The organism is Mesorhizobium sp. M0998 (assembly GCF_040318885.1).
GTDB lineage: Bacteria > Pseudomonadota > Alphaproteobacteria > Rhizobiales > Rhizobiaceae > Mesorhizobium.
Genome location: NZ_JAMYND010000002.1, coordinates 172,597 through 190,200 on the forward strand (window position 1 = coordinate 172,597; position 17,604 = coordinate 190,200).

A 17,604-nucleotide genomic window follows, 5' to 3' on the forward strand; every position below is an offset into this window, starting at 1 on the left:
CAGGACATGCTCCGCAGTCAGATCATCGACGATCCGGCGGACCTCGAAGCCCTCGAGCCGCACTGGTGGGAACTCTGGTCGCGCAGTCCCTCGGCGACGCCGTTCCAGTCTCCCGCATGGTTGCTGCCATGGTGGCGGACATTTGCTCCCGGCGAGCTAGCGACGGTCGCCGTCTGGCGTGGCGACGATCTGGTCGGCCTGGCGCCACTCTATCTGGAACGCCACGACGCCGCCGCGCGATTGCTTCCGCTCGGCATTTCGTTGAGCGACTATCTGGATGTCCTTTGTCTTCCCGAGATGGCCGAACCGGTCGGCGCAGTCATCGGTGGCGCCGTTCTTTCCGTCGGCTGGTCACAGTGGATCTTGCAGGACCTGCCTCCCGGCGGCGCCGGCCTTGCCATCAGGCATGCCGCGCTCGAATCGTGCCAAGCCGTCGGTCATGCCGCTTGCCCGGTGCTCGCCCTCGCCGGCGACCAGACGCTTCAAGGCTGCGTTCCGGCACGGCGGAGGCGCCAATTGCGGCGCGCCCACAGGGCCGCGTCGAGACGCGGCAGTGTCTCCATCGAACCCGCTTTGTCCGATCCGCAGACATTCCTCGACCACCTGATCCGCCTTCATCGCGCGCGCTGGGCCGGACACGGCGACGGCGTTCTGTCCGATTCCCGCGTTGAAGCATTCCACCGTCAGGCGCTGCCGCAGCTGGTCGCACAGGTGCTTGCCCGATGCTGGCTCATCACGATCGGTAACGCGATCGTGGGCGCCTATTACGGGTTCCATCATCGTGGCCGCGCTTGCGCTTATTTCGGTGGCTTCGATCCGGCCTATGCCGAGGAAAGTCCCGGCGCGCTGCTCATCGGCCAGGCGATAAGGCAGGCGATCTGCGAAGGCGCGGAAGAGTTCGATTTTCTGCGCGGACAAGAGGCCTACAAGTACAGCTGGGGCGCCGTCGACCGGTGGACGATGCGCAAGATCTGGACGCGGAGCAAAGGGCGATGAGCGCGACCCAGCCAGAATCTCGGCGGTCGATATCAGCAAGGCGGGTGCTGGAGGATTGCATGGCAGACGGTGCCGGCGTCGAAGCCGTCATCGCCAGGCTGGCTCTCCGTTTCGAGACAGGAATCGATGCTGCAGAATTGGCGAAGATTGCGCAAAACACGCACTCGGCTGACCCGCGAAACACGGCAAAACTGCAACGGATTGCCGACCTGCTTCGGCGCAGGCCCGAGATCTTCGCCACGCTGCGCAAAACAGGTGGTGCCGTTCGGCACGAGCGTGGCGAGGACGAGACCGACGATGCGGTCGTCAAGCGGCTGGCGGCCGGGTTTGACGCGGCGGCGGCGATCTCCCCGGCGGCGAGCGTCCAGCTGTCGTCGTTGGGCGATGAGGAAAACCTCTCTGCCGCTACGGCTGAGATCGTCGCATGGCTGGAGAGGCGAGGCTTTACCGGCACCGGCCGCGACATACTGGACATCGGCTGTGGTATCGGTCGCTTCGAACGCGCGCTCTCCGCTCTGTCGCACCGGCTCGTCGGCGTCGATATATCCCCAGCGATGATCTCGATCGCCCGCCGGCGATGCGCCGGGCTCGGCAATGTGGAATTCCGCCCTGCGCGCGGTTTCGATCTTGCCGATTTTTGCGATGCCAGCTTCGACCGCGTGCTGGCCGTCGACAGCTTTCCCTATCTGGTGCTGGCCGGCCTTGCGGAGCGACATTTCGTGGAAATCGCGCGCGTGCTGAAGAGGCCGGGCATGGCCGCGCTTTTGAATTATTCATATCGCGGATCGCCGGCGCTGGATCGCGCCGATGTCCAAAACTTCGCCAACGCAAATGGCATGCAAGTCCTTGTCGACGGCGAAAAGCCGTTCCGGCACTGGGACGGCGATGCCTTCCTGCTTACGATTTCCGGCGGAACATTGCGGCCCAACGCTGGTTCGGATGCCGAACGGGAAAAGCCGCTATTCGACGGTATGAAGGAGGACAAGATGGCGTCCGGCAGCAAGAAGCACATCGGTCGCGGCAGTCACGGCAAAGGCGCTGGCGCTGGCGCGATGACCGATCTTTCCAAGGACAAGATCGGAGAGAACGCCGTTCTGTCCAACAGAGACAAGAAGCAGCACACCAAGGAGCGTGGGCTCGACGGCAATCGGGTCAAGTCCGAGCAGTACCAGGATCATTCGGCGGATCGGCGGCCTAAAGACTGATCGTTGCGGCGGCATATGGCTTGCAGCCGGCGAGCAATTGAAACGCAGCGAGAGGCCAACCGCTGACGAAGCTGTGCAAGGACCGAAGCCGGTCGCATGGATGGCCTGCAAATTCTTGCAAACTCGCACTGTTGCCACCAGAGTGAGGTGAAGGGACCAACATTTGCCAAGAGAACGCGATGTCTCGCTCAAGGGAAGATTCTGTCAGCACGCGTGCCGATCTGACGATAGACCGGGAAATCGCTTCCTTGCTTGCGGCCATCGAACAGGAAAGGGTTCCTGACCGGCTGACCAAACTTGCGATCGAGTTGCAGCATGCGCTTGTCGAAAGGCGCTTGCGCGAGACCAGCAACTAACGTCACGTGTATTAGCGGCGCCTCTCGGCTTCGAAGTCCAGTTGTCCTTCGGACAGATAGCTGCGCCTTTCCATCAGGGTTTGCGAGGAACTTTCGCCAAGGTATTCCAGCACGCCGGCGCGTGCCCTGTTGAGCCGGCTCTTCACGGTTCCCACCGCGCAACCGCATATTTCGGCCGTTTCCTCATAGCTGACGCCCAGAACGCCTATCAACATCAGAACCTCGCGCTGATGCTCAGGAAGGCTCTGGATGGCCTGGTGGACCTCCTTGCCCTGTACGGACCATTCCTGCGTCGCTTCCGAGATCGGCCGCAGCGAAGCGCAGTCGAGCAGGCCGGGCGCTTCCCTCACCGCGGCCCTGACACGCGTGTAGTAGGTGTTGCGCATGATCGTGAAGAGCCATGACTTCATGCGCGTTCCAGCTTCGAACTTGTCAATGTTAGCCAAGCCCTTGGTCAGCGTCTCCTGGACCAGGTCGTCGGCATCATCGGGGGTGCGGCAGAAGGTGCGGGCGAAAGCCCTCAAAGCGGGTATGAGGTCGACGATGGAAACTTCTTCGGTTTCGCGAGTCGCCAAGGCGTAGGCTGTAGGTGGCAATGGTCCAGCTCCCGTCCAGAATGAGTTCGTGAGCGCAGACCAGTTAAATGCATTGGGCGAAAGATCGTTCCGGTTGGCGAAAGCACCCGGCTCCAGACACCGGAGAGGACTTGGCTGAGCAATCCCGGCGACGGCGATATTTTTGACGGAACAACCATCGGGATCGCGGAGTTCAAAATCAAGGTCGTCCGACAAATTCGCGCGCCGACATTTGGCGCGTCGAAATGCGATCTCGCAGCGAGCCTTGGCTGCGACCTCAAGGGCGGCCCGCAACCTCAAGAAACAGGAGGAGTCCATGACAGGAAACAAGCACGCCAAAGGCAAAACGCCGGCCGATAGCGATCTTGCCAACGATCCCGGCATCGGCAGTTCCAGGGGCACGATCAAGGAGGGCGACCGGCTCGATCAGGGCAACAATACGTTCGAAGGCGATGTCGAGAACGACACCACGCCGCAAGGCGGTATCAATCCCCGGCAAAAGATGCGGACCAACAAGTGACCGGCTGCGCACGATCGAACAAACCTGCTGCAACCCGTGCAGCAATCCCGCGTTAAAGAGCATGAGCCTCGTGTGCGCCCCGGACGTTGATGCGACAGGCTCTTTCGCGGAGACACAGATGACAAAAAAATCGTTTGGCCGTCCCGTTCCAATTCTCGTCGGCCTTGGTTTCCCTCGCCATGTCGAGAATATCTGGCAGGCCTATGACGTCTTAAACGAATGGCCGAGCCGCGGTCCGGCGCACAAGGCGGCGTTCGACGCCTGTCGCGCCGGGCTGGCTGACGAGGTCGACGTCGAGACGGTGCGCGCGGCGTTCGATACGTTCGCCCGCAAGGCGGGCATTCTGGCCTACGATATCGCAGCCGAAATACCAGCACGCCCCACAACAGCTGCGAAGGCCCACGACGTCTGGCCGAAACGCCCATCGGACGGCCGTGTAGACCCTGAAGACGCCCAGCTTGCTTGAAGCGGCCACCTTGCTTGAAGCGGCCACCTTGCTTGAAGCGGCCACCTTGCTTGAACCGGGAGGAATACGGTGCTGAGAACAGAGTTCGATACCCCTGTTTGCATCTATTTCGGCAAGCCTGGGCGATCGCGATTGGTCAGTTCCGTTTTCGAAGCAGTACATTGCCTGAAAAGCGAGAAATGGCCGGCGCGCAATGCTCCGCTGGCGCTGGCGGCCGCTGATGTATTGAATCGCGCCCGGACCGGTGAAATTACGTCCGGCAAAGCGCGGCAAGCATTTGTCGACGCCGCTTGGGAGGCGAACATTCTTGTCGAAGGCGAGCCGCATGACGCGCGTGGCCTGACAGCCTTCATGTCGGACAGCGGGTGAACCGGCACGCTGTTTTCCCGCAGTTCCGTCCAAAGCTTGGTTTATCGCGAATGATTGGCGTTCTCGGCCTTTTTCTCGCGCTGCTGCCTGAGGACCTCGTCGGTTCCGACCAGCTTCTTCGATCCGCCGGGAATCGCGGTGGACACAACAGCCGGTGGGTCGCTTGCCGGGAAAGAATCCTCCAGACCCGCCTGCAACTGGTCTTCCAGCGTTTGCGGCTCTTCAGACCGGCCGGGGGTCCTTCGGGTATCTACGTTCTCCAGTGGCTGCTTCATGTCCGGTGAAGACTTTACCTCTCGAATCCAGCCGTAGAGCTGTTCGATGGCAAATTCCTTCATCGTGTCGAAATCGGCTTTTTCGTCACGCGATGCCTCGATTTGGTCGACCATCGTCTTCTCGAACCGGTCGAGATTATCGTTTCCGCAGGCCCGGCAGAGACGCACCAGCGCCTCGCGCAGTATGAGTGGCGCAAAGTGCGCCGTCGCCTCAAGCCTGAGCTGCTGCAAACGCTCCGGGGTAGCGGCTTGGAACTTCGACATGTTCGACCTCTCGCCTTGTGGAGCAGGTCAACGAAAATTGTCGGCGGATGTTCCATCGGCGGTGGCCGGTGCATCGCTTGGTCCTCAGCGGTGCGCGCCACCGACTGCCATGCGGATACCGAGACAGACGACGAAGCAGCCTGCCACGCGCTGCTGCCAGAGCCTTACCTTCGGGCGTTTCATGACCCAGGTCCCGAGCGTGCCGGATGCGAGTGCATATGTGCCCAGCACCAACACACCGGTCATTTTCTGGGTGCCACCGAGCAGCAGCAATTGCAGCGTGACCGATCCGCGGGAGGGATCGACCAACTGTGGAAGGAAAGCTAGCATGAAGGTTATCGGCCAGGGATTTATCAGATTGGCGATCATTCCTTCGCGTGCGGCCACAAGCGCCCCGACACTGCGGGGCTCCTCGACGGCGACGCCGGCCGACGGCAGCAGCACCAGACGCGATCCAAGCCAAACCAGATAGGCTGCGCCCATCCATCGAAGCATGGCAAAGGCAAACGGCGATGCCTGGAGCAGCGACGATATGCCGAGGGCAAGCAGCGGCAGCTGGACCATACCGGCGCCGAGGGTCATTCCCAGGACGGTGAACAGGGCAACATCACGGCCCTGCCCGATGCCGCGCGCAATCACCAGCAGACTGTCGGGCCCCGGCGGCATCTGCATCAGGATGACCGTTCCGACAAAAGCCGTCCACGAAGCGGGATCCACGTCGCTACTTCGCCCCGGTTTCGCAAGATGCCTTTGCGCCGTCCTTCAACTGGCCGGCATCTCGCATCATCTTGAGCGCTTCGTCCCTCGTCAGGCCGCACTTGCGGGCAAAAAAATCGATCTCATAGGCCAACTCGGCCGACAGGTCGTGTTTGGCATACATTCTTCGCTTGTGTTTGCGTGCGCCCACCAAGGCTCGGTCCCGGCTATGTTAGTCCTCCCGAACTCACATCGGATCAGCCGGTTCCCACTGCCTGACCAATTCGTTTCCGCAGGTTTTCTCACGCGCCGTCCGGCCGGCCGACCCTGTCCTTGAGTTCGTTCAGGAATGCGAGCAGCGCGTCTTCAGGATCGTCGGCCTCTTCGGTCAGCATATCGATGCCCCAGCGGCCGAGAACAGCCTCCTGGACGATGCTCGGCTGCGACATGAAGATGAAGGATTTCGGACGGTTCTTCTCGTAACCGGACCTGCGCCAGGTCTGCCAAAGCCGATGCAGCAGCAGACGGATGTTCATGTCGGACATGCTGTAGCCGATGAACAGGATGGTGCGCCCTAGCGCGTCGGCTCGAAATTTCACATCGAGCGGCGAATCGAACGACAGCCGTTCAAAATAGTCGGTCTCCGCCAGGACCAACGATTTATCGTCGTCGAAATCGCCGTGGAACTTGATGATCTGCGTCACCTCGCCGGTGGCCTTTGGCAAGTCCTTCGCATTGGCGACTTTGACAAAGGGGCGGCTATGGATCTCGAAGGCCACCTCGAGGTTGCGATCATAATTGGTGGTGTAGATGATCGGAAAATCGAGCGATACGATCAGCTTGTGGATTGCCGATCGCTGCACTTCTTCCCGCGAGACGCTCCATTCGCGATCCATCCAACTGCGCAAATGGCTGAGGCTCCCCTGCTTCAGCCGGTAATATTCTGCAATGGCCTGATAGCTGGCCTCTGGTGCGCCTATCATGTCCTCGTGAAGGCCGAGCTCGTTTTGCATGTGCTCGATGAGCTTTTGCCAAGACGGCAAGCCGACGCTCATCGACACCCCGGCTCCAACGAACAGGATCGCTCGTCGCTCTTTCACCGATTGGGCCAGTTGCTCGACTGCAGACAGCATTCGACACAACTGCAATAGATACCGCTCCGTTCCAGCCGAGCCCGGACCACCGGGAGAATAACTCCGATTTCGGATTGAATGCCTCCCGAGCGCCCGCCGCCGAGTTTAGCTCTCCCCATCCGATATTTATTTCATTCCATTTGGCACTTCTGCGCCTGTCACGCGTTGGGAGTGTTCAACAAACACGGCGCAGCTGATGGATCGCAATCGGATTGACTCAGTAGCATTATGTCTGTTCCTGCTTACGATCTGCGCCGTCCAGCAAAAAGCTTGGGCTCAAGCACCTTGCCCGGCCGACCACGACAAATTGTTGGCCGCTCTCAAGGCCAACGTCAAAGCAAGCGGCGGCCCGGGCAATGGCGGCTTCGATACTCATGAATGGGCCGCAGTCGTGGCTCGCGACGGAACGGTCTGCGCCGTCGCGTTCAGCGGGCCTACCGCCGACGCCCAGTGGCCCGGCAGCCGGCTGATCGCCGCCGAAAAAGCCAATACCGCCAACGGGCTCAGCCTCGCCCAGATGGCGTTGTCCACCGCGAACCTCTATGCGCCGGTGCAGCCCGGCGGTCCTCTATACGGCCTGCAGGCCACCAATCCGGTCAATCCAGCGGTAGCCTATGCCGGCGATCCTTCGACATTTGGAAGCTCCAGCGATCCGTTGCTGGGAAAGCCCATCGGCGGTGTCGTCGCATTTGGCGGCGGCCTGGCTCTTTACGACGCCAAGGGGATGGTCGGGGCGCTTGGCATAAGCGGCGATTCCTCTTGTGCCGACCACAATGTCGCCTGGCGCGTGCGCGCCGCGCTGGGGCTGGACAAGGTGCCGGCCGGCATCAACCCAGACCGCAAGGACGCCATCATTTACGACCTCGATCCCGGCGGCAAGAGCGCCTCCGGCTGGGGGCATCCATTGTGTGCCGGAAGTGAGGCGGACGTGGCGGCGGAGCTCGGCGCCGGCGTGGGCGGGTCAATACACAAATGAAGAAAGTGCGACAGGTGGCCGTGCAAACCAGTGTGTCAGCCAACGGGGGAAAAAGGTCTATGACTGCGATGCTGGGATGGACGCTGCTGGCGGGCTTCGCGCTGATTACCGCGGCGGTTGCTCAGTCAACGTCAAGCCCTGCGATAAATCCGCCGGCCGCAGCCGCTCCGCCCGACGACGGCCAGTGGGCGATGCCGGCAAAGAACTACGCCTCGACCCGCTACAGCGATCTCGCGGAAATCACCGAAGACAACGTCAAGACCCTGCAGGTGGCCTTCACCTTCTCGACCGGCGTCAACAAGGGCCAGGAGGCTGCGCCCCTGGTGGTCGGCAACACGATGTACATAGTGACGCCGTTTCCCAACATCCTCTATGCGCTTGACCTTACCAAGCCCGGCGCGCCGATGAAGTGGAAGTTCGAGCCCAATCCCGAGCCTGCCGCCCAGGGCGTTGCCTGTTGCGACGTGGTGAACCGCGGTGCGGCCTTCTTCAACGGGCGCATCTATTTCAACACGCTCGACGGCCACACCATCGCCGTGGATGCGGCCACCGGCAAACCGGTCTGGAACACCCATATCGGCAACATCAATGTCGGCGAGACCATCACGATGGCGCCGCTGGTGGTAAAGGGGAAGGTGCTGGTCGGCAATTCCGGCGGCGAAATGGGCGTACGCGGCTGGATCAAGGCGCTCGACGCCGGCGACGGCCACGTCGTCTGGACGGCCTACAACACCGGCCCGGACACCGAGGTGCTGATCGGCCCGGATTTCAAGCCGCATTACGACATGGACAAGGGCAAGGATCTCGGCGTGACGTCGTGGCCGCCCGACGCCTGGAAGATCGGCGGCGGCAATGTGTGGGGCTGGATCTCCTATGACCCGGACCTCAACCTGATCTTCCATGGCACCGGAAATCCCGGTCCGTGGAATCCGGATCTGCGGCCTGGCGACAACAAATGGACCGCCGGCATCTTTGCCCGCGATCCCGACACCGGCGCAGCCAAATGGTTCTATCAATGGACCCCGCACGATCTGCACGACTACGACGGCATCAACGAACAGGTGCTGCTCGACATGACCTGGCAGGGCAAGCCCCGCAAGGTGCTGGTGCGGCCGGAACGCAACGGCTACGTCTATCTGTTGGATCGCACCACGGGCGAGGTCCTGTCGGCAGTGCCGTTCGGGCCGGTCAATTCCAGCAAGGGCGTCGACCTCAAGACCGGCCGGCTGATTGTAAATCCGGACAAAAAAACCGGCACCGGCAAGGTCGTGCGCGACATCTGCCCGACCGCGTCCGGCCTCAAGGACTGGCAGCCTTCGGCTTTCTCGCCGAAGACCGGCCTGCTCTACATTCCGCACAACAACATGTGCATGGACGAAGAAGGCGTCGAGGTAAATTACATCGCTGGCACGCCCTATGTCGGCATGAACGTGCGCATGATTCCCGGTCCGGGCGGCAATCGTGGTGCATTCACGGCCTGGGATGTCGCCGCCGCCAAGCCGGCGTGGAGCCTGAAGGAGAACTTTCCGGTGTGGAGCGGCGCCGTCGCCACCGCCGGCAACGTCGTGTTCTACGGCACTATGGAAGGCTGGTTCAAGGCGATCAGTGCCAGGACCGGCGAACTGCTTTGGCAGTTCAAGACGTCGTCCGGCATCATCGGCCAGCCGATCACCTATCGCGGCCCGGACGGGCACCAATATGTCGCGATTCTTTCGGGCGTCGGTGGCTGGGCCGGCGCGATCGTATCCGGCGATCTCGACCCGCGCGACGCCACCGCCGCGCTCGGCTTCGTCAACGTCATGAAAGATCTGAAGGATGTAACCACGCCGGGAGGTACGCTGTATGTGTTCCGGCTGCCTTGAGACGATCGGCCGAGTTGCGCGGCCACGGAGAACGCGTTCGCGGCGGTTAGCCGTCGCGGTTGGCGCACTGGCGCTCTCGCTTGTCGCCACCCTTGCCGATGCGCGCGAGCTGAGGATCTGCGCCGATCCCAACAACATGCCGTTCTCCAATGCCGCCAGGGAAGGCTTTGAAAACAAGATTGCCGAACTCGTCGCCGGGGAGCTTGGTGCGACGGTGTCCTACACGTGGTGGGCACAGCGGCGCGGCTTCGTCCGCAACACGCTGAAAGCCGGCTTGTGCGATCTGGTGCCCGGCGCGCCCGTCAATCTCGAGATGCTGCGCATGACCGCGCCCTACTACCGGTCTTCCTATGTGTTCGTGACACGCAAGGATGTGCCAGAAATCACGTCCTTCAACGATCCTCGCCTGCGCGATCTGCACATTGGCGTCCAACTGATCGGCGACGACGGCGCCAACTCGCCGCCCGTCCAGGCGCTTGGCCGCCGCGGCATCGTCGGCCATCTCATCGGTTTCCCCGTCTATGGCGACTATTCGGCGCCGAACCCGCCAGCGCGCATTATTGAGGCGGTCGCGAATGGCGACATCGACATGGCCGTCGTCTGGGGACCGTTGGCCGGCTACTTCGCATCCAAGCAGAAGGTGGCGCTGCGGATCACGCCGGTTTCGCCGCGCGTGGACGGCCCGCAACTGCCGATGATCTACGACATCTCGATGGGCGTGCGCCGTGGCGACGATACGCTGCGCGACGAGGTGAACGCCGCCCTGACCAGACACCGCGACGAGATCGACGCGATCCTGGCGGCCTACCAGGTGCCCCGCCTCGATCCTGTCGGAGCGCCTTGAAATGAAGCGCGGTCTTCCCTTGCTGGTGTTCGCGATCCTCGCGGTTTCCGGGTGCCAGCGTGAGGAACGCGACACGCGTCCACAGTCGGCGCTCGGCTCGGGCGACCAACCGTCAGCCGTGACGGCCCTCGAGCCGGGCGGCCAACGGCCGGCCTCGTCCGATACCAAGGCCGGCGTGTTCGAGGCCAACGCCTTCCACCTCAGCGAGGGCAAGCGTCTGTTCAACTGGTTCAACTGTTCCGGTTGCCATGCCAATGGCGGTGGCGGCATGGGCCCGGCCCTTATGGACAAGAAGTGGCTCTATGGCAGCTCGATCGAAAGCATCCACGCCACGATCAGGGACGGTCGGCCAAACGGCATGCCGAGCTTCCGCGACAAGATCCCGGACGACCAGATCTGGGAGCTTGCCGCCTTCGTCCGCGCGTTGAGCGGCAACGCGCCAAAATCCGCTGCGCCGAGCCGCGACGACGACATGATGCCCCATCCATCCGAAAATCGCCTGCCGGATGCCGCGACTCTGGGGAAGTCGCCGTGAACCGCCTTGTTTGCAGGGTGTGCTGCGGCGCAGCCTTCATGCTGCTCCTTGCAGGATGCAGCGGCTGGCAATCGGCGCTCGACCCAAAAGGCCCGGCCGCGGGTGAGCTTGCGTGGCTGATCTGGTTCTTCACCGCGCTGTGCACGGTGGTCTGGCTTCTAGTGCTGGCTGTGCTGATCATGCCATTGGCCCGGCGCGCGGCGCCGCTCGGCGATCCACTTGTACTCGACGCTGCCGCCGAGCGCAGCAAGATGCGAATTGTCGTCGCCGCACTCGCCGCTACCGCCCTGATCCTGGTAGGCCTGACCCTGCTGAGCTACTTCGCCAACCGGACGCTCGCTGCTATCGGCTCGGATGCGGCGCTGACGATCCGGGTGACCGGGCATCAATGGTGGTGGGAGGTGCGCTACGAAAATGATCAGCCGAACCGCATCCTGACGACCGCCAATGAAATCCACATCCCGGCGGGCGAGCCGGTGCGGCTTGTAGTGACCTCGACCGACGTCATCCATTCCTTCTGGGTGCCGAACCTCTCGGGCAAGCTGGACCTCATTCCAGGCCACGAGAACGTTCTCGATCTGAAGGCTGACAAGCCCGGCGTCTATCGCGGCCAGTGCGCCGAGTTCTGCGGCGCGCAGCATGCCAATATGAGCACCTTCATCATCGCCGAACCTCGGCCCGTCTTCGATGCCTGGCTGAACGATCAGCTGCGGCCGGCGGCCGCCCCCGTGTCGGCCGAGGCCAAAACCGGCCACGACCTGTTCCTCAAACGGCCCTGCGTGATGTGCCACAAGATCGGCGGCACCATCGCCGGCGGTACGGTCGCTCCCGACCTTACACATATCGCAAGCCGGCGGACGCTCGCTGCCGGAACGCTGGCGATGAGCCGGGGCAATCTCGCTGCCTGGATAGCCGATCCGCAAGGGATCAAGCCAGGTGCCCACATGCCCGTGGTGGGACTGAACGGGGACGAGCTGAATGCAATCGTAGCCTATCTCGAGGGCTTGAAATGAGTAGCGCCGACCTGGCCCATGGGCGTGACCTCGCCCAGCAACGCGCCGCAGCACAAAAGGGTGACCTAGCTCCCGAGCGCGACGGTCCTCGCGACACCGGCCTCGACGACTCCAGCCTTGACGGCTGGTTGGCGCGGACATGGCAGACGGCGCCAGGCATCATCGGTGCGCTCTCGAGCGTCGACCACAAAATTGTCGCGCGGCGCTACCTGATCACCGCTTTCGTCTTCCTGTGCCTCGGTGGCCTCAGCGCCGTTGCCATGCGCATCCAACTGTCGGGGCCGGAGCGTGGGCTGATCGGGCCCGACCGCTACAACCAGCTGTTCACCATGCATGGCGTGACCATGATGTTCCTGTTTGCAGTGCCGATCGTTCAGGCGACCGGCATCTACCTCGTGCCACTGATGGTCGGCACCCGCAACATCGCCTTTCCGCGCCTCAATGCATTCAGCTTCTGGATTTATCTCTCCGGTGGCCTCTTCGCTTGGGTGTCGTTTGCACTCGACATGGCGCCCGACGTCGGCTGGTTCTCCTACGTGCCGCTGTCCGGTCCTGAATTTGGGCCAGGCAAGCGTTCCGACGTGTGGGCGCAGATGATCACTTACACCGAAGTGTCATCGCTGGCGGTCGCGGTCGCCACCATCGTAACCGTGCTGAAGCAGCGTGCGCCGGGCATGTCGCTCGATAAGATTCCGCTCTACGTCTGGGCGATGCTGGTCACCTCTTTCGTAATCGTGTTCGCCATGCCGGCGGTCATGATCACGTCGACGTTCCTGATCCTCGACCGGCTGGTCGGCACCCATATCTTCAATCCCGCCGAGGGCGGCGACGTTTTGCTGTTCCAGCACCTGTTCTGGTTCTTCGGCCACCCCGAAGTCTACATCATATTCCTGCCGGCTACCGGCGTGGTGTCCTCGATCATCGCCGCTTTCGCCCGGCGTCCGGTATTCGGCTATCTGGGCATGGTACTGGCCTTGATCGCGGTCGGCTTTCTGTCGTTCGGCCTGTGGGTTCACCACATGTTCGCAACCGGTCTGCCCAAGCTCGGCGCGAGCTTCTTCACCGCCTCGAGCATGCTGATCGCCATCCCGAACGGGCTGCAGATCTTCTGCTGGCTGGCGACATTGTGGGACGGACGCCCTGTAATCCGGACGCCGCTGCTGTTTGTGTTCGGCTTCTTCTTCACGTTCGTCGCGGGCGGCCTGACTGGGGTGATGCTGGCGTCGGTGCCATTGGACCTGCAAGTGCACGACACCTATTTCGTGGTCGCGCATTTCCATTACGTGCTGATCGGCGGGTCGGTGTTCCCGCTGCTCGGCGCGACCTATTTCTGGTTCCCCAAGATCACCGGCCGGATGATGAGCGAACGTCTCGGACGCTGGCACTTCTGGCTTGCCTTCCTAGGCTTCAATGCGGCGTTCTTTCCGATGCACTTTGTCGGCCTGTGGGGTATGCCGCGGCGGGTCTACACCTATCCGGTGGAACTCGGCTGGGGCAACATCAACCTGTTCATCACAGCCGGCGCGGTCATCCTGTTCCTAAGCTTCGTTCTGTTCACTATAAACCTGGTGTACAGCGCCTCGAGGGGCGCCCCGGCGGGGGACAATCCCTGGAATGCTGGCACGCTGGAATGGGCGACGAGCTCTCCACCGCCGAGCTATAATTTCGCTCGGATCCCGGTGGTTACCCACGCCGAGCCGCTCTGGGCCGAACGTGACACGCTGCCTGTCGCGACCGGGCTTCGCGTCGACGCGCGCGAACTTGTCATATCGACCGTGGCAGAGGCGCATCCAGATGTGCGCGAGAAGTCGGCGACACCGTCGATCTGGCCATTGTTCGCCGCGCTCGCCGTCGGCGCCACCTTTCTCTATTCGATCTTCAGCCCGTGGGCGGTGGTCTGGGGAGCCGGGCCGATTGCCATCACTCTGATCGGCTGGTTCTGGCCGAAAGGCGACCCGGAGGATGAGGAATGAAACAGCGCCCTACCGCCGATCTTTCCCAACTCCCGACCTTCGGGCTCGGACCACGCAGCCCGACCTGGTGGGGCACTCTCGCCTTCATGGCGCTGGAGGGCACTGGGTTCGCGCTCGCCGCAGGCGCCTATCTTTATCTTGCCTATCTGTCGCCCGAATGGCCGCTGGGCGTGCCGCCGCCCAACCATTGGCCAGGCACCATCGTCACGCTGTTGCTGCTCGCCAGCGTGGTGCCCAACCACATACTGAACCGCTATGCCGAAGCCTGTGCCATGGTGCCCGTGCGCATCGGCCTGATCGTCATGTCGCTGCTCGGTATCGCACCGCTTGTCGTGCGGTGGTTCGAGTTTCCGGCCCTCAACATCTATTGGGATACCAATGCGTACGGCTCAATGCTGTGGGTCCTGCTCGGCCTCCACACAACGCATCTGATTACCGACGTCGGCGATACGCTGGTGCTGACGGTCCTGATGTTCACGCGCCATGGCTATAACGGCCGGCGTTTCGGGGACGTTGGCGACAACGTCTTCTACTGGGATTTCGTGGTCGCGACTTGGATCCCGATCTATCTGTTGATCTACTGGATGCCGAGGCTTGACTGAGATGCGTGCGCTTCGCTTGGGCACATCATGGGGCGGGCTGTTGTCCGGGCCTTTGGCCTGGGCGGTGTCGACGCAGCTGAACTATGCGTTCGTGGAGTGGCAGTGCGCCCACGGCGTTCCCCTCATACTGGTCATTGCGCTGGTGCTGACAGTGCTGGCCTTGCTCGGCGGCGTGCTTTCGTGGCGGGCGCGCCAGCAAGGTGGCGCCGCCTTTAAACCGGATCGTACGCGCGGCACCGAGGATTTCGTCGCCAATATCGGCATTCTCAGCGCGGTGCTGTTTGCGCTGGTAATTGTCATGCAAGGCGCCGCCTCGCTCATTCTTGACGGCTGCCTGCGATGAGCTTCGACGCGCTCTTCTCTACCACGATCTGCTACGGTGCCGGCGCCGCGCAGGCCGGCTGGACGCTGGCGTTGCCGATCACGCTGCCGCTAACCTTGGTCGCACTGCTTTACGCGGCAGGCGCCTTTCGGCTGTGGCGGCGGAGTGCCCGCAGCCGCCCGTTGCGGTTGCGGCAAGCCCTGCTGTTTGCAACCGGCTGGGCCATTTTGGCGGCAGCACTGGTCAGCCCGCTCCACGCATTCGGTGAGCGGGTCTTCACCGCCCACATGATCGAGCACGAACTGTTGATGGCGGTGGCGGCACCCCTGCTGGTCGCCTCCCGGCCGGCGGCGGCGATGATGTGGGCATTGCCGATCAAGCTGCGGCTGGCATTTGGCCCAGCCGGGCACGCGAAGATGCTGCAGGCGGTTTGGGCCACCATCAGCCGCCCTGTAACGGCCACCGTCCTGCACGGCGTCGCCATATGGGCATGGCATATTCCGGCGCTGTTCGAGGCGGCGCTTGCACAGGGTGTCCTTCATTACGCGCAACATGCCAGCTTCTTCGGTTCCGGCCTGCTGTTCTGGTGGGTGCTGCTGCCGCGTTCAGGCCGCGAACAAGCCTGTGGCAGCGCAGTCATGCACCTCTTCTTCACGTCGCTGCACACTGGCCTGCTCGGAGTGCTGCTCCTGGTCTCGCCAAGGCTGTGGTATCCGGAAAATGGCGCAGGCGCAGACCTATGGAATCTTAGCCCGCTCGAGGACCAGCAACTCGCCGGTCTGGTCATGTGGGTTCCGGCCGGCCTGATCTATGGCGGCGCGGCGTTGCTGCTGGCCGGCCTGTGGATCCGCTCGAGCAGCCGAAAGGACCGGGAGGCGTCGCATGCGCTTCACGCTGTCTAAAGCCGTAATCGGCGCTGCGGTTATTGTCGTGCTCGTTGCAGCCCTGGCCGGGATTTTGTTGTACTTCGAGCAAAGCCGTCGGGTCGAGCAGAAGGCCGACAATGCGACCGGCGGCGTCGGCGCCCGCGCCATTCCGATCATGATGGCCAATGGCTGCGCCGGTTGCCACACCATCACCGGCGTTCCCGGCGCGCAAGGGTTAGTCGGTCCACGCCTCGACGCAAGCCTGGCCACCCGGGTCTATGTCGGCGGCGTCTTGCGCAATAGGCCGGAGAACCTGATCCGCTGGATCCGTGCGGCAAGGGAGATCAATCCGCATACGGCAATGCCTTCGACCAGAATTTCCGATCAGGAGGCGCGGGACGTCGCTGCCTACCTCTATTCGCTGAAATGACATCGTTGCTCGCCTAGTCGAGATCAAACACTGCCGGCAGTCTACCGATGCCGGTTTGCCGGACCGGCAATCGTCACCGCCTTCGGCTCGATGCCTTGCTTGCCGACGAACCTTTCGGAACCGGCCCGCATCGGCGAGGCTGCCCGCGGTCGCGTCGCACATCGCGGCCGACGCGAGCGCCCGCTATGGCCCGGGCAATCTGCTGGTGCGGATTGTTTCGCGGGCATCTCGGATATGAGCTTCTTTGGCGAGGGGGCCGAGTCCGGTCCGACGTCGTCGTCCGCAACACGCCGATGTGGGCAACATTCCTACCCTCAATATGGTGGGGAACGAGACTACCATACGCCGTGCGACCGTTTGCACATCGGCTATGCTTTCGACGTACTGTCGCAGGTTGTGAGAGCTGTTTATGCTGCACTTCTTGAAGAGCAGGGTTAGGTGTAAAAGCTCGACAGTCAACACCTCGCCAGGAACAAATCGGCATAGCCACGGTTTGGTTCTACACGTCAAACCGCGAGGAAATCCTATGGATACTGATGTCAATTCCGAAACCCGCTCGATCTTCATTGTCGGGCTGCGCAACGCCCACGCCATGGAGAACCAGGCACTGTCGATCATGAAACCTCAGGTCAAGCGGATCGAGAACTATCCGCAGGTCGCCGACCGCCTGCAGCAGCATATCACGGAGACCGAAGGGCAGATGGCCCGCCTGGAATCCATTCTGGATGGCCTCGGTGAGGACCATTCCACATTGAAGGACACGGCCATGTCGATGGTCGGCAGCATGGCCGCGATGGGACATTCCGTAGCCGGCGACGAAATCCTCAAGAACAGCTTCGCCAACTTTGCATTCGAAAATTACGAGATCGCCGCTTACAACTCGTTGCTCGTACTCGCCGAGGCCGGAGGGTTTAGTCAGGCAACCAATTCCCTTCAGCAGAATCTCAGCGAAGAAGAGAAAATGGCCGACTGGTTGAGGCAGAACCTGCGCGGTGTCACCTTGCAATACGCCAGGCTGCGTGAGGCGGGAGAGACCGCCAAGAGTTAGGCCGCCCGGCGGGCCGAGAGGAATTCCTAGCAACCACCCCTGTCGAATTGACGGGGTGGTTGTTTTTTTTCAGAATGGACAGTGCTGCTGAGGCCCGTTGGCCAGACGCGCTTCATGCAGCCCGACGAACCGAACGGATTCAGAGCGAAGAATCGGAACGGACCGGAGCGCCTCGGCTAATGACTTGAGCGCCGCGATCATATTTGTCTGCGGAAGGTTGCGGACTCCTAGCCGACTTCGATGTGCCAACCGCGAGGCGGCCCGTGGTCGGAATCGCC

Annotated in this window: 22 protein-coding genes and 1 pseudogene; 17 read left to right on the forward strand and 6 right to left on the reverse strand. The window is 62.3% G+C overall.

Annotation, left to right across the window (positions count from 1 at the left end):
• Nucleotides 1-6 precede the first annotated feature (6 nt).
• From NKH59_RS02655 to NKH59_RS02665, 3 genes and pseudogenes are all read left to right on the forward strand, one after another.
• Complete coding sequence (locus NKH59_RS02655) at nucleotides 7-996, forward strand: GNAT family N-acetyltransferase (protein WP_352502175.1); 990 nt, start codon at nucleotides 7-9, stop codon at nucleotides 994-996.
• A gap of 59 nt (nucleotides 997-1,055) precedes the next feature.
• Nucleotides 1,056-1,790 (forward strand): annotated as a pseudogene (locus NKH59_RS02660) (class I SAM-dependent methyltransferase); the annotation flags it as partial.
• 192 nt (nucleotides 1,791-1,982) lie between these two features.
• Nucleotides 1,983-2,201, forward strand: coding sequence for a hypothetical protein (locus NKH59_RS02665; RefSeq protein WP_353020911.1), 219 nt, complete (start codon nucleotides 1,983-1,985; stop codon nucleotides 2,199-2,201).
• A 188-nt stretch (nucleotides 2,202-2,389) separates the two neighbouring features.
• Here the strand turns inward: NKH59_RS02665 and NKH59_RS02670 are convergent, their stop codons facing one another.
• A complete protein-coding gene (locus NKH59_RS02670) occupies nucleotides 2,390-2,518 on the reverse strand; it encodes a hypothetical protein (RefSeq protein WP_352502174.1) in 129 nt (42 codons plus the stop codon).
• A 50-nt stretch (nucleotides 2,519-2,568) separates the two neighbouring features.
• Nucleotides 2,569-3,132, reverse strand: a complete 564-nt coding sequence (locus tag NKH59_RS02675) for a sigma-70 family RNA polymerase sigma factor (protein WP_352488584.1) — start codon at nucleotides 3,130-3,132, stop codon at nucleotides 2,569-2,571.
• A 316-nt stretch (nucleotides 3,133-3,448) separates the two neighbouring features.
• Here NKH59_RS02675 and NKH59_RS02680 point away from each other — a divergent pair, with 316 nt between their 5' ends.
• The 3 genes from NKH59_RS02680 (at nucleotide 3,449) to NKH59_RS02690 (ending at nucleotide 4,487) form a co-directional block, all read left to right on the forward strand.
• The gene (locus NKH59_RS02680; RefSeq protein WP_292657608.1) at nucleotides 3,449-3,652 is read left to right on the forward strand and encodes a hypothetical protein; all 204 of its coding nucleotides are present in this window, start codon (nucleotides 3,449-3,451) and stop codon (nucleotides 3,650-3,652) included.
• Between the two features lie 118 nt (nucleotides 3,653-3,770).
• Nucleotides 3,771-4,118 carry a DUF982 domain-containing protein gene (locus NKH59_RS02685; protein ID WP_352502172.1) on the forward strand — a complete coding sequence of 116 codons (348 nt, stop codon included), beginning with the start codon at nucleotides 3,771-3,773 and terminating at the stop codon, nucleotides 4,116-4,118.
• A 69-nt stretch (nucleotides 4,119-4,187) separates the two neighbouring features.
• The gene (locus NKH59_RS02690) at nucleotides 4,188-4,487 is read left to right on the forward strand and encodes a DUF982 domain-containing protein (protein WP_352502171.1); all 300 of its coding nucleotides are present in this window, start codon (nucleotides 4,188-4,190) and stop codon (nucleotides 4,485-4,487) included.
• 41 nt (nucleotides 4,488-4,528) lie between these two features.
• On the opposite strand, the gene NKH59_RS02695 is transcribed toward NKH59_RS02690, so the two are convergent.
• From NKH59_RS02695 to NKH59_RS02710, 4 genes are all read right to left on the reverse strand, one after another.
• Nucleotides 4,529-5,026, reverse strand: coding sequence for a hypothetical protein (locus tag NKH59_RS02695; protein ID WP_352472867.1), 498 nt, complete (start codon nucleotides 5,024-5,026; stop codon nucleotides 4,529-4,531).
• 84 nt (nucleotides 5,027-5,110) lie between these two features.
• Complete coding sequence (locus tag NKH59_RS02700) at nucleotides 5,111-5,743, reverse strand: LysE family translocator (protein WP_352502170.1); 633 nt, start codon at nucleotides 5,741-5,743, stop codon at nucleotides 5,111-5,113.
• A 4-nt stretch (nucleotides 5,744-5,747) separates the two neighbouring features.
• On the reverse strand, nucleotides 5,748-5,906 hold the full coding sequence (locus NKH59_RS02705) for a hypothetical protein (protein ID WP_352472865.1): 159 nt from the start codon (nucleotides 5,904-5,906) through the stop codon (nucleotides 5,748-5,750).
• A 118-nt stretch (nucleotides 5,907-6,024) separates the two neighbouring features.
• A complete protein-coding gene (locus tag NKH59_RS02710) occupies nucleotides 6,025-6,855 on the reverse strand; it encodes an SIR2 family NAD-dependent protein deacylase (RefSeq protein WP_352472864.1) in 831 nt (276 codons plus the stop codon).
• Between the two features lie 310 nt (nucleotides 6,856-7,165).
• Between NKH59_RS02710 and NKH59_RS02715 the strand changes: the two genes are divergently transcribed.
• The 11 genes from NKH59_RS02715 to NKH59_RS02765 all read left to right on the forward strand — a co-directional run bounded on the left by NKH59_RS02715 (nucleotide 7,166) and on the right by NKH59_RS02765 (nucleotide 17,326).
• The gene (locus NKH59_RS02715; RefSeq protein WP_352502169.1) at nucleotides 7,166-7,831 is read left to right on the forward strand and encodes a GlcG/HbpS family heme-binding protein; all 666 of its coding nucleotides are present in this window, start codon (nucleotides 7,166-7,168) and stop codon (nucleotides 7,829-7,831) included.
• Between the two features lie 59 nt (nucleotides 7,832-7,890).
• Nucleotides 7,891-9,693, forward strand: a complete 1,803-nt coding sequence (locus NKH59_RS02720) for a methanol/ethanol family PQQ-dependent dehydrogenase (RefSeq protein ID WP_352502168.1) — start codon at nucleotides 7,891-7,893, stop codon at nucleotides 9,691-9,693.
• A complete protein-coding gene (locus NKH59_RS02725; protein ID WP_352502167.1) occupies nucleotides 9,674-10,537 on the forward strand; it encodes a substrate-binding domain-containing protein in 864 nt (287 codons plus the stop codon). Before NKH59_RS02720 ends, NKH59_RS02725 begins: the two co-directional genes overlap by 20 nt.
• Before the next feature lies 1 nt (nucleotide 10,538).
• Entirely contained in the window at nucleotides 10,539-11,072 is a 534-nt protein-coding gene (locus tag NKH59_RS02730) for a c-type cytochrome (protein ID WP_352830893.1), read from the forward strand.
• A gap of 38 nt (nucleotides 11,073-11,110) precedes the next feature.
• Nucleotides 11,111-12,085: a cytochrome c oxidase subunit II gene (gene coxB, locus NKH59_RS02735; RefSeq protein WP_352502165.1), complete on the forward strand. Its 975-nt coding sequence runs from the start codon at nucleotides 11,111-11,113 to the stop codon at nucleotides 12,083-12,085.
• Nucleotides 12,082-14,058: a cytochrome c oxidase subunit I gene (gene ctaD / locus NKH59_RS02740; protein WP_352502164.1), complete on the forward strand. Its 1,977-nt coding sequence runs from the start codon at nucleotides 12,082-12,084 to the stop codon at nucleotides 14,056-14,058. Before coxB ends, ctaD begins: the two co-directional genes overlap by 4 nt.
• Nucleotides 14,055-14,660 (forward strand): cytochrome c oxidase subunit 3, encoded by a 606-nt coding sequence (locus NKH59_RS02745; protein WP_352472857.1) that lies wholly within the window; start codon nucleotides 14,055-14,057, stop codon nucleotides 14,658-14,660. Before ctaD ends, NKH59_RS02745 begins: the two co-directional genes overlap by 4 nt.
• Nucleotide 14,661: 1 nt before the next feature.
• Nucleotides 14,662-15,003: a hypothetical protein gene (locus NKH59_RS02750; protein WP_352472927.1), complete on the forward strand. Its 342-nt coding sequence runs from the start codon at nucleotides 14,662-14,664 to the stop codon at nucleotides 15,001-15,003.
• Nucleotides 15,000-15,884 carry a cytochrome c oxidase assembly protein gene (locus NKH59_RS02755; protein WP_352502163.1) on the forward strand — a complete coding sequence of 295 codons (885 nt, stop codon included), beginning with the start codon at nucleotides 15,000-15,002 and terminating at the stop codon, nucleotides 15,882-15,884. Before NKH59_RS02750 ends, NKH59_RS02755 begins: the two co-directional genes overlap by 4 nt.
• On the forward strand, nucleotides 15,865-16,278 hold the full coding sequence (locus NKH59_RS02760; protein WP_352472855.1) for a c-type cytochrome: 414 nt from the start codon (nucleotides 15,865-15,867) through the stop codon (nucleotides 16,276-16,278). Before NKH59_RS02755 ends, NKH59_RS02760 begins: the two co-directional genes overlap by 20 nt.
• Before the next feature lie 526 nt (nucleotides 16,279-16,804).
• Nucleotides 16,805-17,326: a ferritin-like domain-containing protein gene (locus tag NKH59_RS02765; protein WP_352472854.1), complete on the forward strand. Its 522-nt coding sequence runs from the start codon at nucleotides 16,805-16,807 to the stop codon at nucleotides 17,324-17,326.
• The last annotated feature ends 278 nt before the right edge of the window (nucleotides 17,327-17,604 follow it).

Bases quoted from the DNA above. Each gene is read 5' to 3' on its own strand.
- coxB (WP_352502165.1), top strand. From the start codon at position 11,111: ATGCTGCTCCTTGCAGGATGCAGCGGCTGGCAATCGGCGCTCGACCCA.
- NKH59_RS02655 (WP_352502175.1), top strand. From the start codon at position 7: ATGCTCCGCAGTCAGATCATCGACGATCCGGCGGACCTCGAAGCCCTC.
- NKH59_RS02765 (WP_352472854.1), top strand. From the start codon at position 16,805: ATGGATACTGATGTCAATTCCGAAACCCGCTCGATCTTCATTGTCGGG.
- NKH59_RS02665 (WP_353020911.1), top strand. From the start codon at position 1,983: ATGGCGTCCGGCAGCAAGAAGCACATCGGTCGCGGCAGTCACGGCAAA.
- NKH59_RS02685 (WP_352502172.1), top strand. From the start codon at position 3,771: ATGACAAAAAAATCGTTTGGCCGTCCCGTTCCAATTCTCGTCGGCCTT.
- NKH59_RS02705 (WP_352472865.1), bottom strand. From the start codon at position 5,906: ATGTATGCCAAACACGACCTGTCGGCCGAGTTGGCCTATGAGATCGAT.
- NKH59_RS02725 (WP_352502167.1), top strand. From the start codon at position 9,674: ATGTGTTCCGGCTGCCTTGAGACGATCGGCCGAGTTGCGCGGCCACGG.
- NKH59_RS02710 (WP_352472864.1), bottom strand. From the start codon at position 6,855: ATGCTGTCTGCAGTCGAGCAACTGGCCCAATCGGTGAAAGAGCGACGA.
- ctaD (WP_352502164.1), top strand. From the start codon at position 12,082: ATGAGTAGCGCCGACCTGGCCCATGGGCGTGACCTCGCCCAGCAACGC.
- NKH59_RS02695 (WP_352472867.1), bottom strand. From the start codon at position 5,026: ATGTCGAAGTTCCAAGCCGCTACCCCGGAGCGTTTGCAGCAGCTCAGG.
- NKH59_RS02720 (WP_352502168.1), top strand. From the start codon at position 7,891: ATGACTGCGATGCTGGGATGGACGCTGCTGGCGGGCTTCGCGCTGATT.
- NKH59_RS02745 (WP_352472857.1), top strand. From the start codon at position 14,055: ATGAAACAGCGCCCTACCGCCGATCTTTCCCAACTCCCGACCTTCGGG.
- NKH59_RS02680 (WP_292657608.1), top strand. From the start codon at position 3,449: ATGACAGGAAACAAGCACGCCAAAGGCAAAACGCCGGCCGATAGCGAT.
- NKH59_RS02730 (WP_352830893.1), top strand. From the start codon at position 10,539: ATGAAGCGCGGTCTTCCCTTGCTGGTGTTCGCGATCCTCGCGGTTTCC.
- NKH59_RS02760 (WP_352472855.1), top strand. From the start codon at position 15,865: ATGCGCTTCACGCTGTCTAAAGCCGTAATCGGCGCTGCGGTTATTGTC.
- NKH59_RS02755 (WP_352502163.1), top strand. From the start codon at position 15,000: ATGAGCTTCGACGCGCTCTTCTCTACCACGATCTGCTACGGTGCCGGC.
- NKH59_RS02750 (WP_352472927.1), top strand. From the start codon at position 14,662: ATGCGTGCGCTTCGCTTGGGCACATCATGGGGCGGGCTGTTGTCCGGG.
- NKH59_RS02670 (WP_352502174.1), bottom strand. From the start codon at position 2,518: ATGCTGCAACTCGATCGCAAGTTTGGTCAGCCGGTCAGGAACCCTTTC.